General features: G+C 58.5%; 12 protein-coding genes. 7 read left to right on the top strand and 5 right to left on the bottom strand.

Features of this window, described 5'->3' with window-relative positions; translation table 11 throughout:
• Nucleotides 1-228: 228 nt before the first annotated feature.
• The 3 genes from NB231_RS12880 to NB231_RS12890 all read right to left on the bottom strand — a co-directional run bounded on the left by NB231_RS12880 (nucleotide 229) and on the right by NB231_RS12890 (nucleotide 5,819).
• Nucleotides 229-2,526 carry a TonB-dependent receptor domain-containing protein gene (locus tag NB231_RS12880; protein WP_005003555.1) on the bottom strand — a complete coding sequence of 766 codons (2,298 nt, stop codon included), beginning with the start codon at nucleotides 2,524-2,526 and terminating at the stop codon, nucleotides 229-231.
• A gap of 454 nt (nucleotides 2,527-2,980) precedes the next feature.
• Nucleotides 2,981-3,397: a hypothetical protein gene (locus tag NB231_RS12885; protein ID WP_040662395.1), complete on the bottom strand. Its 417-nt coding sequence runs from the start codon at nucleotides 3,395-3,397 to the stop codon at nucleotides 2,981-2,983.
• Nucleotides 3,398-3,686: 289 nt separating this feature from the next.
• Nucleotides 3,687-5,819: a TonB-dependent siderophore receptor gene (locus NB231_RS12890; RefSeq protein WP_005003558.1), complete on the bottom strand. Its 2,133-nt coding sequence runs from the start codon at nucleotides 5,817-5,819 to the stop codon at nucleotides 3,687-3,689.
• A gap of 424 nt (nucleotides 5,820-6,243) precedes the next feature.
• Here NB231_RS12890 and NB231_RS12895 point away from each other — a divergent pair, with 424 nt between their 5' ends.
• Nucleotides 6,244-6,468 carry a FitA-like ribbon-helix-helix domain-containing protein gene (locus NB231_RS12895; RefSeq protein ID WP_232210470.1) on the top strand — a complete coding sequence of 75 codons (225 nt, stop codon included), beginning with the start codon at nucleotides 6,244-6,246 and terminating at the stop codon, nucleotides 6,466-6,468.
• A 412-nt stretch (nucleotides 6,469-6,880) separates the two neighbouring features.
• Nucleotides 6,881-7,051, top strand: a complete 171-nt coding sequence (locus tag NB231_RS19745) for a hypothetical protein (RefSeq protein WP_005003564.1) — start codon at nucleotides 6,881-6,883, stop codon at nucleotides 7,049-7,051.
• 252 nt (nucleotides 7,052-7,303) lie between these two features.
• On the opposite strand, the gene NB231_RS12900 is transcribed toward NB231_RS19745, so the two are convergent.
• Nucleotides 7,304-8,434, bottom strand: coding sequence for an ATP-binding protein (locus tag NB231_RS12900; protein ID WP_005003565.1), 1,131 nt, complete (start codon nucleotides 8,432-8,434; stop codon nucleotides 7,304-7,306).
• 368 nt (nucleotides 8,435-8,802) lie between these two features.
• Here NB231_RS12900 and NB231_RS12905 point away from each other — a divergent pair, with 368 nt between their 5' ends.
• The 3 genes from NB231_RS12905 to NB231_RS12915 are packed head-to-tail and all read left to right on the top strand — an operon-like array spanning nucleotide 8,803 to nucleotide 12,088.
• Complete coding sequence (locus NB231_RS12905; protein ID WP_198007300.1) at nucleotides 8,803-10,221, top strand: sialidase family protein; 1,419 nt, start codon at nucleotides 8,803-8,805, stop codon at nucleotides 10,219-10,221.
• Nucleotides 10,218-10,760 (top strand): TlpA disulfide reductase family protein, encoded by a 543-nt coding sequence (locus tag NB231_RS12910; RefSeq protein WP_005003577.1) that lies wholly within the window; start codon nucleotides 10,218-10,220, stop codon nucleotides 10,758-10,760. The genes NB231_RS12905 and NB231_RS12910 overlap by 4 nt, the downstream gene beginning before the upstream one ends.
• Nucleotides 10,757-12,088 carry a sialidase/neuraminidase family protein gene (locus NB231_RS12915; RefSeq protein ID WP_005003578.1) on the top strand — a complete coding sequence of 444 codons (1,332 nt, stop codon included), beginning with the start codon at nucleotides 10,757-10,759 and terminating at the stop codon, nucleotides 12,086-12,088. Before NB231_RS12910 ends, NB231_RS12915 begins: the two co-directional genes overlap by 4 nt.
• Before the next feature lie 251 nt (nucleotides 12,089-12,339).
• Here the strand turns inward: NB231_RS12915 and NB231_RS12920 are convergent, their stop codons facing one another.
• Nucleotides 12,340-12,789, bottom strand: coding sequence for a hypothetical protein (locus NB231_RS12920; RefSeq protein WP_005003582.1), 450 nt, complete (start codon nucleotides 12,787-12,789; stop codon nucleotides 12,340-12,342).
• Nucleotides 12,790-13,853: 1,064 nt separating this feature from the next.
• Here NB231_RS12920 and NB231_RS12925 point away from each other — a divergent pair.
• Both NB231_RS12925 and NB231_RS12930 read left to right on the top strand, forming a co-directional pair.
• Nucleotides 13,854-14,183 (top strand): ribbon-helix-helix protein, CopG family, encoded by a 330-nt coding sequence (locus tag NB231_RS12925; protein WP_005001121.1) that lies wholly within the window; start codon nucleotides 13,854-13,856, stop codon nucleotides 14,181-14,183.
• A 146-nt stretch (nucleotides 14,184-14,329) separates the two neighbouring features.
• The gene (locus NB231_RS12930; RefSeq protein WP_005003584.1) at nucleotides 14,330-14,509 is read left to right on the top strand and encodes a recombinase family protein; all 180 of its coding nucleotides are present in this window, start codon (nucleotides 14,330-14,332) and stop codon (nucleotides 14,507-14,509) included.
• Nucleotides 14,510-14,576: the final 67 nt, after the last annotated feature.

Below are 14,576 nucleotides of genomic sequence, written 5' to 3' on the forward strand. Positions count from 1 at the left end.
TCTTCAAGCCACTGAATGCCCGAAAACCTCAAAAACAGCTCGCGAACTGCGGAACTTGGGATACAAGCCTCCTATGGAAACCGGCTGGAAAACGGCGAATGCCTCGGCATGAAGAACATCGGAAAGCCGTGTGCGGGAAAATCGCATGCACGGTTTGATGAGGGAGGGCAGGCGAGAGCCTGTCCTCTACTTTACGCTATTCTCTCTATTCTCTATGGTGTGCAACCGCTAGAAAGCGATTTCCACGCCGCCGAAGATCATGCGCGTCGGTCCTGGGTTGAAGCTTGCCCGGTCTTGGCCGCCGGCATCGCCGGTCACGAACACCGAGGCGGCGTAGTGTTCGTCGGTGAGGTTGCGCCCGTCGACGAACACTTTCAGGTTTTTGCCGTTGTCCCAGCCGATACGCGCGCCGAGCAGGGCATAGGAATTCGCCGCGAGCGTATTGGTGAAGTCCACGAAGTTCTTGCTCGCCACCTGAACATTCGGGCCGATGTAAAAGCCGCTTGGATGTTGGTAGAGCAGTTCGACCCGCGCATTGTGCTCCGGAATACCGGGTAATTGGTTGTCGCCCAAGACGGGATCGTCATCGAACCGGAAGTGGTTCCAACTATAGCTCCCGCGTATACGGATCTGATCGTAGTCCGCAAGGAGTCCGAGCGGTAAGGTGCTCTCCAAGCCCAGCTCGACACCGGTGTGTAAGGTATCATCGGCGTTTGCCGCGGAGAAATCGGTGAATCTAGGCGGGGTTGGGGTAATGAGAAATTCGTTGTCCAGCCAGGCTTGATAAAAGGCGAGGTCCCACCGCAGCCACTTCGTGCGCCCGCGCGTGCCGATCTCCACCGTCGTGCCGGTTTGGGTTTTCAGCTGCGGTTCGCTCGACACACTGGATAAGTTGTTGAGCGGAGGCGGCTCAGCGCTGCGGCTCACATTGCCGTATATCTGTACCGCTGGTGTAGCCCGCCAGATAAACCCTAATTTCGGGTTGACCTTGGAGAACTCCTGACCGGCTGTTTTTGGGTCGCCTGGATCCGGCATGAGATCCTCATATTCGACCTCCCGATAAAACGCTTGGATGCCAAGCACCAAGGTGAACGTATCGGTCAAGTCAAGCTGATCCTCCAAGTAGACTTGGAAGTTCTGCCATTTATCCCGCTCTTCTGATAATAGCGGCCCACGCTCGCCGTCGGTAACACCGAAATTGCGATCTTTGATGCGCATCCACTGCGCCAAGCCACCCCAGACGATGCGGTTTTTCATCCCCAGCAACTGGCCGTTGATTTGATGGCGCCATGACAAGCCGGCGTCTTCCCAGAGATCGCGAAAGAACCCGAACTCGGTGAAAAGAAAGCTGAAATCCTTTTTGAAGTAATAAGCGCCGAAATCGAGTCGATCACCGTCATTCATGCGCACGCTGTGTTGCAGATCGACCCGGTAAACGGGAAACCCTGAATGAGGGTTGTCGAAAGACCCTGTGTGCTGGCGTGGATTTTCTTCGAGCTGTTGTTTGGTCAATGGAGAAGGTATCAGATATTCGTGGTCCTGGAGGTCGATGTGGAGACGCGACTCATGATGTTCGTTCCAGCGGTAGCCGAGGGTACCGTAACCGTAGTAATGGTCCTGATCATTGTTCTGCCGGTTGCCGTCGAAATCGATATAGGAGAACGAGCCATAAGCGTCCCAGCCGCTGTCGAAGGCGTGGCCGGCGCTGATTCGGGGGTTTAGATAACCGTAAGAGCCCGCGGTGATGCCCGCCTTGACACCACTGCTCGTGTAGCCGGTATGGTTCACGAAATTGATGGCCCCGCCCAGAGTGCTCGCTCCATATTCCAGGGCATTAGCGCCACGGTAAACTTCGATGTGGTCAGCGGGGTAAATGTTAATCGACTCGGTATCGCTCAGGCCGTTCGCGCTGGTAAACGGCAGGCCGTTACGCAGCAACATGATTCCGCGGATCGGCGAAATGATTGAGTTGACATCCGAGCCACGTATCGAGATTCGTGTCCCTCCCCCAACCCCTGCGTTGGCGTCGCCTACATAGACGCCCGGTGCGTAGGCCAGTGCATCGCTTGCCGAAAAGCGTACGCCCTCCTTGAGGCGCTCGCCGTCGATCAGCGTCGTGCCACCCGGTACACGGTCGAGTTTGGCTTGGGTTTGTAAAATCGAAGGGGTGGTCAAGCTTCCAGGGGTGGGCTTGGCGGTCACGGTCAGCGGTGCAAGCGTAGTATTGGCCGGCATTTTGATGGTAACGATGCCCGGCGGACTTACTGTGTAGCTCAATCCGGCGCCGCCGAGGAGCTGATCCAGGGCCTCGCGCAGGCTGTAGCGTCCGTGCAGTGCCGGAGCGCTCTGATCGCGCAAGAGCCCGTCGGCATAGCGGAGTTTGACGTTGACCTCGCTGGCGACCGCTTTTAGAGCGGCGCTGAGCTTTTGTGCTTTGAGGTCGAATTGGAAGCGTCGCTCCTCAGCCCGAGCGGTGTTCAGTGTCAATAGCAAGCCGATGGCGATTGCGAGGGGGCGTTGCCGCATTTCTCGAGTTTCCTTTGAATTGTTTTTGGGATTGCGGGAAGAGCGTAAAAAGTCGGGCACCGATCCTACGGGACCGGTGCCCAAATAGGTTGCAGTAGTGTGGCGAACCTATCAGCGCAGCCTATCCATGGTGCGGAATGTTTGTAAGAATAAGGTGAAGTTTGGCAGATTGGAATGCGACATATTGTCGCACCCAGGGTGCGACAATATGTCGCATTTGTTAATGGATGGCAGTCATTTATCTTCGAACGATTTTCCTATCTATGCTAGGATATTTTTTTCTCATATTGTCAGTAGCTTGAAGAAGCTGCAGTTGGTGCGATGGGTGTCGATGCGATTATGTTATTGGGCGACGGTAATAGGACTAGCTCCTGTGAAGATCGACCCGATGGTAGGGGGTGAGTTTGGTGATTTGAAATCTGCCATCGGGTCGATTTTTTTAGACCCTTTCAGCTCACTCGGTGTTTGTGTCAGGTGCTTGTGACATGCGGGATAGCATATCGATGTAAGATTTGGCGGATTTGGCAAGGTCATGGGTATCCGCCATTTCTTCTGATGTCTTCGGCGTTGCACCTTCTTTATGCAGCGATTGCATCGGCTTCCCTTTCACTACTTTTTCCATCAGTGATTGAGCATTTTTAATCATCATTTCGCCGTGGCTAATGCTCAATTTGTCAACTTCCCCGGTCATTCCCATTTGGCCGAGCATTATGAGATTGGATCCTTCTGCAGCCATTTCGACGGCATGATTGATCATCATGTGCATGTGATGCATCGTCATGTCCTGGCCAGAGTGATCTTCTGCGGCGTAAGCTGAAGCGCAAGCGGCAAAAACCAGCGCTGCCAGTATTGAGCCAACTTTATGTTTCATTGTATCTCTCCTTATAGGGTAGGGATGACCTTGACTGCCGGTATCCTAGCTTTCTGTTGTCATGGACAATACCAACGATAAACAGTGCATGGGTGCCCATGCTGAGGCACCAAGCACAAGTATAGAGTGTTAAAAGGATCTCACAACGAAGTAACCTGGGTGGGTAGTCAATCGTTGCTCGTTTCGGATTCGCAAAAAGCAACTCGATTGCGCGGTCGACCTTTTTAGAAAAGCGAATTGCCAATATCGAATCTGCTCCCATCGCTTGCGGTGGCGAGCACCGTAGGCTTTAGAATTCGAATCGAACCGATCCTAGGATGCTGCGCGGTGCACCGGGCATTATATTCCAGCGGCTCCCGCCCGAATTGGCGTAATATTTCTTATCCAGCAAGTTGTAGATGTTGAGCTGCAGTCTCATGCGGCTTGGGCCAAGGCGCGGGGCATAGGAGATCATCGCATCGACCCGGCCATAGCCCGGCAGTTGAAATGAGTTGGCCCTGTCGCCCTTGCGCTTACCCAGCGCGATGACCCCCAAGGCTCCGTTGAGCTCGGCGTTGAGTTGATAGTTGGCCCACAGGCTGCCTTGATGACGGGGCGCGTTCTCGAACCGGTTGCCCTCCAAGCCGTCGTTGTTGCGAGTGTAGCGCACGTTGGTGTAGGCGTAGGTCGCGAGCAGCTTGAGATGGTCGGTAAGCTGGCCGGCCAGATCGAACTCGAGCCCTGTACTTTTTGCCTTCCCCGCCAAAACTTGAAAGCCTGGGTTGGAGAGGTCGGCCGTGCGTAGGTTGTCCCGCGTCAGCTCGAACAGCGCGAGCGAGCCGGTCAGGCGCCGGTCGAACCAGCCCCCTTTGAGGCCGATTTCGTACTGTTCGGCCTGCTCGGGGTCGAACGTGCTGCCATCGGCGGCGAGGCTGTTGTTGATGCCGAATGATTTGCTGTAGCTCGCATAGGTCGACAACGCGTCAGTGAGCTCGTAGAGCAGGCCGGCGCGTGGGCTGAACTGATTGTTGGTCAGATCATCCCGGTTTGATTTCGCGTCGCCCACCGAAGTCGGCGAAAAATTTTGGCCTGATTTCGTCCAATCGTAGCGCCCGCCGAGAAGCAGATGCAGTCTCCCGCCCAGCGTGATCTGATCCTGAATATAGATGCCGTTCCATCTCTGCTTGCGGTAGAAGTAGCCGTTGTCGGACAGAGAGTCGAAGTCGATCTGGCCATAGATTGGGTTGTAAATGTCGATCGATGGCGCGGGGCTGAAATTCGACGGGGAACGCGTTTCAGATCGAAAGTCGTCGATGCCGATGAGAAGATTGTGGTGGGTGCCGAGGAGCTCGAAGTGGCCGTTGATGTCGAGACTGGCGACCTGGGTTTTTATCTTTTGGGAAGCTTCATGCTGCCATCGATCCAATGTTCGATTATCCACCGCCAACCCACGCGGGAGCGTCTGGCGGTGGTCCAATGTCCAATCCCGCCAGTGAAAGCGCTGCGTGACCTTCCAGTTATCATTCAAACGCCATGTCCAGTCGTAAGCGATCAGAAGTTCCTCCAGAAACTGGCGCCCCGGACCGTCCGTCAGGCTGCGCTTGATCGGGATCGGCGCGGGGCGGTCACCGACGGCCGGGATGCCCATGTCGGCCTGGAAGCGATCTCGCTTGTATTCGAGCTCCACGTTGGCTTCGAAGTGCGCGTTGGGGCGCCACGCCACCACGGGCGCGATGAAGGTCCGCTCGCTGGCGACGAAATCCCGAAACGATTCATTGTTCTGATAGGCGGCATTGAGTCGATAAAGCAGCGTGTGATCGTCGTCCACCGGGCTGGTCAGGTCGAGCGAAGTGCGTTGCTGATGGTAATTGCCGATTTGTTGCTGGATGGCGTAATAGGGTTCGTCCAGCGGTCTTTTGGTGACGTAGTTGACCATGCCGCCGGGCTCGATGCGTCCATACAGCACCGAGGCCGGCCCTTTGAGGATTTCGATGCGCTCGATGTTGGAGACATCGTAGATGTCCTGGCGGTTTATCAGGCCGTTGCGGTAGGCCGTGCCGAAGCCGCTCGTGTCGCTGAAACCGCGGATCACGAAATTATCGTACAGAAACCCGCCGCCCGTGCGCCCCAGCACGCCGCTGACTTTGCCGTTGACGGCGTCGGGCAGCGAACGGGCTTGCGTGTCCTGCAGCACCTGCTGCGGAATGACCTGCACCGACACCGGCGTTTCCATAATCGGCGTGTCGGTTTTGGTGGCGGTGGAGGCGTTGGGGACGCTGTAGCCGGACATGGGGCTGGCGGACACGGTCAAGGCCGGCAGTTGGCTGGCCGTTTCTTGCTCGGCCGACCCGGCAGGCGCACCGGCGGGCTGTTCTTCGGCCTGGGCCGCGTTCAGGGTCAATAGCAAGCCGATGGTGGTCGCGAGCAAGGGGTGTGGCAGCATGGCTTATTGTCTTTGGTGTTGGTCTTTTGATTGTGAGGAAAGCGCAAAAAAACCGGACACCGACCCACGGCGGGATCGGTGTCCAAAGTAGGCTGCAGAAGGGAGGTGAACGGCTTGATGTTCACCTATCCATGGAACGAAACGCTCGTAACGATAAGGCGGAGTTCAGCGGATTGGAATGCGACAAATTGTCGCACTTTGGGTGCGGCAATTTGTCGCGTTTACTTGTGTTCCATGACGAGATAAGTTCAATCCATTTTTATTTAAGCTGCAGTATTTTTTATCTACAACCAGGGGTCACGTCTCGTATTGCCGCATCCCTGTTGAGCATCTTGGGGCGTCCGCGGTGCGATTTCGCGGCACGATTGATATCGTTGCTATCAGGTGAGCAACGCCGGATCAGCTTCCTTGTATGGCAAGCCTCGTGGTCAGAAATCTTGACGAACGGATAGTCGCTGCGCTGCAACGCCGGGCCGCAGAGCACGGTTGGAGCGCTGAAGCCGAGCATCGCGCACTACTCGAGGAGATTTTGCTGCGGCTGAGAGGTAGAAGCTTCGCGGAGGTTATCGCCGAGATTCCCGAGGTCGGGGAAGATCGCGATTTCCAACGGGTAGCTGGCGAGACCGGGGCCGATCGTGTATTTGATTGACACGAACGTTATCAGTGAATCGCGTAAGCGCACGAGAGCCGACAGGGGTGTTCGTGGTTTATTCGCGCGGCTGAGCAAGGGAGGTGAACGTGCGTTTACCTCAATGGCTACGGTCGGGGAGTTACGCCGCGGAGTTGAATTAATCCGCTCCCGCGCTGATCTATGACCTGACCGTTGTCACACGGAACCTGACATATTGCCGGGGAATGTCGCCAAACCGGTTGCCGGAACGAAGTAGCGCGTGTCCAAAATATTACTCGTCATTTGGGCGTGTGCGATCGCAGCGCCTGGCGGCCGTGACTTACTTGGACACGCATGTCGTTGTGTGACTGTACGCGCGAGGGCGAGCGGCGTTGTCCGAGTTCGCGGCGGAACGGCTCGTTGGCGAATCGACATCCGCATTTCCCCAATCGTGCGTCTGGAACTGCAGTATCTATACGCGATTGGGCGGGTTCCTGAGCCGGCTCTGTCGGTGATCGATGCAATGCAGGCTGGAATCGGACTAAAGATGTGTCGCACCGGTTTTATGGCTGTTGCACGGGAGGCGGAATTGCAGCCATTTACCCAAACCACCCGCAAGTAGCGTCGTGGAATGCCGAGAACTTCATTCCGGCGACTGGCTGTCGGAAGAGAACCGAGTTGATCATTTGCACGTGCAGGCGAGAGCAGCTTGCTCTGAGCCTTGGTGCGCGCATGGCGAGCCCCGTTTGTTGGTGGAAACGAGGAGAATCAAGTTTAGCGAGACGGATGGCATGAGCTGCGAGTTCAGCCTGCTCGCTGTCCAAGCGGTCCGTAAGGCTACCAGATCCACCTTGGTGTGCCTGTACGCCAGACTCTACCCGAAATGCTCTGTCGAGCAGACCGTAAGCACCTGCCCTCCCCGGCGTATGCGGTAGGGTTGCTTAATGGCGGGGCTGACCACGTAGCTATTGCCACTGGGATAGAGAGCCCGGAAAGACTCAATCGACGCCGCGCTTACACGGTCTGGATTGACCTTGCACTCCACGGTATCAATGCGATCGTTGCCACGGCGCAGGATGAAATCAACTTCGCGGCGCGACTTATCCTGCCAATAGAAAATATCCCGATCCGCAAATCGAAAGCGCAGCGTATCCAACACCAGGTGTTCCCATAACACACCGCGATCCTCATCACGAATGCGCTCCCAGCCTTTTTCAAACGTGACAAATCCAGTGTCGAAGGCGTAGCATTTCGACCGTCCCACTATCTCGCGTCTTCCTCCTCCATGAAAAGGAGGCAGCAAGTGTATTGCGTGGGCGATCTGCATCGCCTCCATGTGCGCCTTCACGGTTGGTCGGCTTAGTTCGCTTAGCTTCGCCAATTGGCTGTAATCTACCTGTCCTCCACTCTGGCGCAGGAGCAGGCGCAGCAGAGACAAAAAGCCTTCGCGATTGCGTATCGCGAACAGTTCTTGAATGTCACGGGCATAGAAGCTGTCGATCCACTCATTCATGAATGCTGGATCTTTGTGCTCCGATAGCAACGCTTCCGGCAGACCACCGTACAACAGCCTTCGGTCAAGATCGCGCACATCAAAGGGTTGCAGGCATTCCTCCCAGAGAACCGGACACAGGTGTATGGCTTGTTTTCGCCCGGTCAGCGAGTCACGGAATTTGCGCGTGGCGGCGAGCGTCGAAGAACCTGTGGCCAGAATCTTCAAAGATGGATATTCATCCGCCGCGATTTTTAGCAGCCGACTGGGATCGCCGAGACGGTGGACTTCATCAAGGATCAGTATCGCACCGGGTGATTGTGCCTCCAGGAACAGTTCGGGATCAGCCAAAGCCCGTGCGGCCGACGGCAGGTCACAATTTATATACACAGCCTTTGGGAGCATCCGTGCAAGTGTTGTCTTGCCAACCCGGCGAACACCGGAGAGCCAGATCACGGACCGCTTTGCCCAGGCTGCCGCGATGCGGTCCAGCCACAATGAACGCTCAATCATGTAACCATACTTTACATATAGACGACTATTTGTAAAGTATGGTTCCTGTGTAGAGTGAAGTGTCGGCGTTTTGCCGCGACGATAAGAGCTTTGTCGTGTTTCATTGTTATGGGAGCGCGGGAATACAGCGCTGGCGAATTTGCTCCTCCGGTAGCAGGAAGCACACTCGTTTGCCCGTTCGCGACTTGGATGCGACACGGCGACGAGGGCTACGGTGCCGAGCATGCGGCGAAGGCCGGGTGCGACAATTTGTCGCATTGTCTGCAAAGGCCGGCTTTCTATAATACCGTCGGGTTTGATCAGCAGGGCTGGCCGCACTCCGCCTGAGGTGGCGCCGCTGCACCGGAGGCCGAAGGAGGGCGGTTGCGATGCCGCAAAGCTTGCATTCATTCACCTGGACACGGCGTGTTCTCCTGCTTACGGGTATGGGGCTTGCCGGCGCTCTCGCCGTGGTCGAGGCGGCGCCGGCTATACATGCCGAGGTGGCTGCGTTGGAGTTATCTGACCCGGTTACGCTCACGCGGGTCGACGCCCGCAACCCCACGGTGGCCGTCGACCGGCGCTCAGGGACGGTGTATCTGGCTTGGGCGCAGGAGATGCCGGGGACGGATCCCGAGGCAAAGGAGGGTGAGCAGAGAGACGATCCCGAGGTACAAGCGCTGCTGGCGCGCTCGGATGACGGCGGGCGCCATTTTGGTGCGCCGGTGGTGGTCAATACGCCGCAGGATCAGGTGGTGTCTCATACCGTGAGTCCGACCCGGGTCGCGATAGGTCCCAAGGGCGAAGTGTACGTGCTTTACCAGCATCGTGACGTGGACTACAAGCCCGGTGGTTGGCCTCACGGTCGCAACGTCTTTCGGCTCGCCGTGTCGCGCGATGGCGGGCATCACTTTGCCGCCCCCGTGGATGTGGCGAGTCAAGCACTCGAGAGTGCGCCGAACTCGGTTGGAATGCTCAATTTGTTCGTCGCCCCGGAAGGAGGGCTTTACGTCTCTTTCCTCGATTTTCGGGAGCAGCTTGGGTACTTTCTCGAGCACCAAGAGGCTCCGCCATGGAATCAAACTCCGCCCATCCAGCTGCGTGTGGCCCGCTCGCGGGATGGTGGCAAGAGCTTCGAGGCGAGCCGGCTCGTGTCTAAACCGACCTGCGCCTGCTGTGGGACCCAGATGGCCCAAGGCGTAGACGGGCCGTTGTATGTCACCACCCGCGGGGCATGGAAAGAGCTCAAAGGTTCCGTGGACGAGGTCCGCGATCTTTTCATATCCACCTCGCGCGATGAAGGTATGAGTTGGTCCAAGGCTGTCAAGATCCACAACGATCGTTTCAAAATCAGCGGATGCCCGGACGTCAGCTCGGGACTTGCGGTCGATGCGCATGGACGGTTGCATGCCGCCTGGTATACGGGTACCGAATCCCATCCCGGAGTGTTCTATGCGCGCTCGGATGACCAGGGGCAGACCTTCTCAAAGCCCATCACCCTACTCAACGATGAGTGGGTCCCTTATGGGGATGTCAAGCTCGCTCTGGATGGCGAAGGCAATGCCTGGGTTGCTTTCGAGGATCGCCGGGGCGAGGAGGATCGAATCCAGATCGCGCGGATCTCACCGCACGGCGAGGTGACGTTCTCGGCGAGCTGGCCGGGTACGGCCCCCGATATTACTGCGCTCGCCGAGACCGCGCTGGTTAGCTGGGGCGCGCAAGCAAGTGAAGGCCATATGGCCAAGCATATGGCCGGCGGTGCAATCAAGGTTCGGCTCGTCCGCCTCGGGCAAGGTGTAGGACAATGAACCGCATGCGTGTGGTTTGCCGAGGCGGCTTGGTTACAGCCCTGGTTGCGCTCATGGCTTTGGCATGGGTGCCGCCGCTGTGGTCCAAGGTGCGACCTGCCCCGGAATATACGGCGCGGATGCTCGACGGCGGGGAGGAAGTGACGTTGGCCTCGCTGCGCGGCCAGGTGGTTTTGCTCAACACCTGGGCCACCTGGTGCATTCCCTGCCGCCAGGAAATGCCGGGTTTCGAGGCCCTTTACCGCAAATACCGGGAGCGCGGCTTTACGGTGGTCGGGGTCAATATCGACGAAGGGCGCGCCGATGCAAGCGTCGAGCGCTATATTGAAGCGCTTGACGTGAGTTTTCCGATCTGGCGCGATGCCCGCAATCGCTTCAGTAAGCGCTTTCGGGTGTTGGGCGTGCCGGAGACCTTCCTCATCGACCGCGCGGGCCGCATCGTGCACCATTGGCGCGGCCTCATGGTGCCTGATGCCCCGCAGAATCTGGCCTTGATCGAAGCCGCACTCGAGGTATCGGCGCAGGCGGCACAACCATGAACCGTGAGGCGGGGTGGATCGGCGCGTTGTTTGCTTGCCTTGCTGTTGTTCAGCCGGGGCAAGCGGCCGAGGGCGTGGTGCAGCAAACCCAAGGAGGCGGTGAGGTACCGGCGCCAAACGCTGCGGTGACATTGCAACAGGCTGGAGGGGTGGACCCGACACTGGCCTTCGATGGCCGTACCGGCGCGCTCTACGTGGCCTGGGCGCGCCGCACCGACGCCGCTGAGACGGCACCGTTGGAAGTGGTGGTTGCCCGCTCCGATGACGGAGGACACCGTTTTGCCGATCCCGTCGTGGTAAGCGACGGGGAGCGCGATGTGACCTCGGCGGCGATCAATCCGCCCCAGATCGCTGTTGGACCCAACAGCGAGGTGTATGTCCTCTACCAGCGGCGGGTCGTTTCGCCCGCGCTTGAGCACGGGCGGGGTATCCCGCAGCTCGCCCGCTCCACGGATGGCGGGCGCCATTTCGCCTCAGCGGTTGCGGTGACGGCCCGGGAGCAAGCGGCGAGCAGCGCCGGCATGGCCGACCTGAGCATCGGCCCCGACGGCCACGTCTATGTCGCTTGGCTCGACGATCGTAAGCGGCTTGCCCGACAGGCGCTGCCTGCCGACCAACGCCCGCAAGACGTGGCGTGGCTGGACGCGGATGACCCCAAAGTGCAGGTCAGGATTGCACGCGCCAGCGCCCCGGAGCTGCGCTTCGAGCCGAGTGTTCTCATTGCCGACAATGCCTCGGAGCGCAGCCGGGTAGCGATCGCGGCGGGTCGTGACGGCACGCTTTATACGGCCTGGCGCGCTAAGCTCAACCCGTTCAAGGGTTCCTACGACGCGGTGCGCGATATCCTGGTTTCTACCTCCGCCGCCGCCGGACATACCTGGTCAAAACCGGTCAAGGTGCACGACGACCGCTTCAAGGCCGGTTCGGATCCGAAGCTCACTGTTGGGATGGCCATCGATGCCAAGGGTAGGCTGCATGTGGCTTGGTATACGGGCAGTGGGCTGGGGCCGGGGGTTTATTACGCGGAATCGGGTGATCGAGGCAAGCATTTCAGCAAGCCTATCGCGCTTCTCAGCGATGACTGGGTGCCGTATGCCAATGTCAAACTCGTCGTGGCCGAGGAGGGTGCGGCCTGGGTCGCTTTCGAGGATCGGCGCGAGGAGTATGGCGAGCGCGTGACGGTGCTCCGCATCGATCAGCAAGGCAACGTATCCGCGCCGCGGTATTGGCGCGGCAGCGGTCCCGATGTCGCGGTTGAAGGCGACGCGGCGGTTCTTACGTGGATGGGTGCCGGCGGTGCGATCCGGGTCGTTCGGTTAGCGCCCTAACGCTTATGGTGGCTGGCACCACCTCCAGTACCCTTTGGCGGATAATCAGACTGGATGTAGGTATGCCCCGCCAACCTCGCTGACCACTCTCAACAGGGATTGATCAGCTTTCACGACCTTTGGATGAAGGCGCAAGGCTACCTCTGATCTTCGTGGGCGTCTGTTTCCTGAACCGCCCGGTGCGGACCCGCATGCCGGGTGGTGTGGGGAGGGCTGATTAAACGTCAGCCCTTACCCGATTAGGCCGGACCTTACTGCATGGCCCCGTCGATCACATCCGAATGGGCCGAAAATTTGGAGTGCAGCAGCTGACGCAACTCTCGAAGGTTCGGCTGCTCCAACAACCGACCAAACTGATGGGCGGTTAACCCGAGCTGACGGGCATACTTATCGAGGACTGTCTGGGTGGCGACGCCATGGCGTTTCGCAACGACCTGGGTAGCAGAGGTGCGCGTGTGGGTGCCGCCGTGAACAAGCAACGCTACCTCCACGATTTGCCGAAGAGCCTGGGGCGTTCCGCTCGGGAATGACGGAGCACCGTAAGCTGCCGGTAGTGGCGCGGCAGACCGCCTTTGCTGTTTGGCTGCGGACACCGGCAGTAGGCGCCGTAACGACGTATTGAAGGTGTCGACGAGCGGCTCTGCATGGCTCTTGACGAACTCAAAGACTTCGTCATCGACTTCGACTTGGTGGGTACGCATAACGGCCTCCTGGACGATTGCTGGAGGCACAATACTGCAGCACTACAAGTACATCAAGTACTTCAAGTGTTGCAATTGGTCGAAGTGTAACGGCGCCGTCTAACGCTTCGCGTAACCGGCCGCCAAAAGCTGCATAGCGAAGCACCGTAGCTTTTGGCGGTCCGAGTTGACGTGATTGTGTACGCCCGGCACGGGCGATAACTGATGGGGTGAGAGTCCCCTGTGGGAGTGCTGACATGGGAGCACTGACATGGTATTGGCCATGATAACCACTAGCCGACGGCAATGGCGATCCCGCGAGGGATGGTCTGAAGGAAGCCCGAGTGCAAACCTGCGAGCTGACGAACAGAAATTTCATAGAAGGCGTAGCCGCTGGGCGAGTCAGCACAAGATGACGAAGCCCAACAGTACGATGGTAGCGTAAATGGGGCCGTTGTGCAGGGAAAGTTGTCGCTCTTATCCGGGGAGATCTGTCTCACTGGCGGTTGGAAGGACTATGGGAGTCGAACTGAGGCCCGATGCGAAAGCATCGGAATCGTCATCGAACCCTAAGGTCACTTCGGCCGCGCGTCTTGCGGCAACGCAAGGCGTGATGGGGCAGAAGTCAGCAGAGGCCATAGTAGCCGTGGGCACGCGGTGAAGGGCCGAACAGGGAAACGGGGTCTGACCCCTATTTTACAACGCCAAACCCAAACCGTTCATCTGGACCAAAAGCGCACGCGACATCCTGCAAAAGGTCATTCGCGCCAACTCACGCTTAAGTTCCAAACAGAATGAAACACTACACTAGCGAGCTCGAGTAACTGTTCCATCTCAGGACGTATAACGGAGTAGCGATATGCGGTCCATCGGGGGCCGGGCTCGATGCCCGGTTTCCGGTGGACGTATCATTGCTGGTTCGACGGCGCTGCGCGTCTGCACGGCCTGGAACGAAGTGAGCGCGAGATTAGGCGTCAACACGCCCTGAACGCAAAGGGTAACTTCGGCTTCGATCGGACAATCCCGCTCGACCGTTCCCGTTCTGTGCTTGATTTGCGTCTCATAAGGTAATATACGTATGTCATATGTCGCGATCGACCGATACGCAGAAGGCGCAACGTCTCAATGCGGCCTATGGGTTGCTCGCGCGTGGGCTGAAGGTGGCGGAGGCTGCCGTGTTGTTGTCGCGCCAATTCACGCTGTCCCGACGTCAGGCCTATCGCTACATCGAGGCGGCCCAGGCAATCGGCCGGCCGGTGCCAGTGACCGAGCCAACGACGGCCGTGACGTTCAAGCTTCCGCCCAGTTTGGTCGACGCGATTCGAACGCGGGCTGCGGCCGAGGAGACGACGATCAGCGACATGGTCAGTCGGGCGCTGCGCGCGTTTCTCGACGAAGCCGGCGGCAATGGTTGACCGGCGCGGCGCCAGTGATCGCAGCGTCCGTCTCGAGCATGCGTTTGACCGTCTCCTCGCCGTCAAACTGGAACAGGTCTATGGGATTTTGGTACCGGAGCGGGTCCGTGTCGCCGGTGTGGGACCGTGCGTAAGGGAGGGGAGCGATGAAGATCGCCGCGATTTATGCCCGGGTATCCTCCGACCAACAGAAGGGAGCGAACACGATCGCCAGCCAAACCGCGGCATTGATCGAGTTCGCCCGCGAGCAGGGGTTCACCGTACCCGATGAATGGATAATCGAGGACGAAGTTTCAGCGGCGCCAGCCTGCTGCGGCCCGGCTTGAGCGGCTGCGCGACCTCGCGGCCGAGGGCCAAATCCAAGCAGTGCTCATCCACTCGCCGGATCGGCTG

It is taken from the genome of Nitrococcus mobilis Nb-231, from assembly GCF_000153205.1.
Classification (GTDB): domain Bacteria; phylum Pseudomonadota; class Gammaproteobacteria; order Nitrococcales; family Nitrococcaceae; genus Nitrococcus; species Nitrococcus mobilis.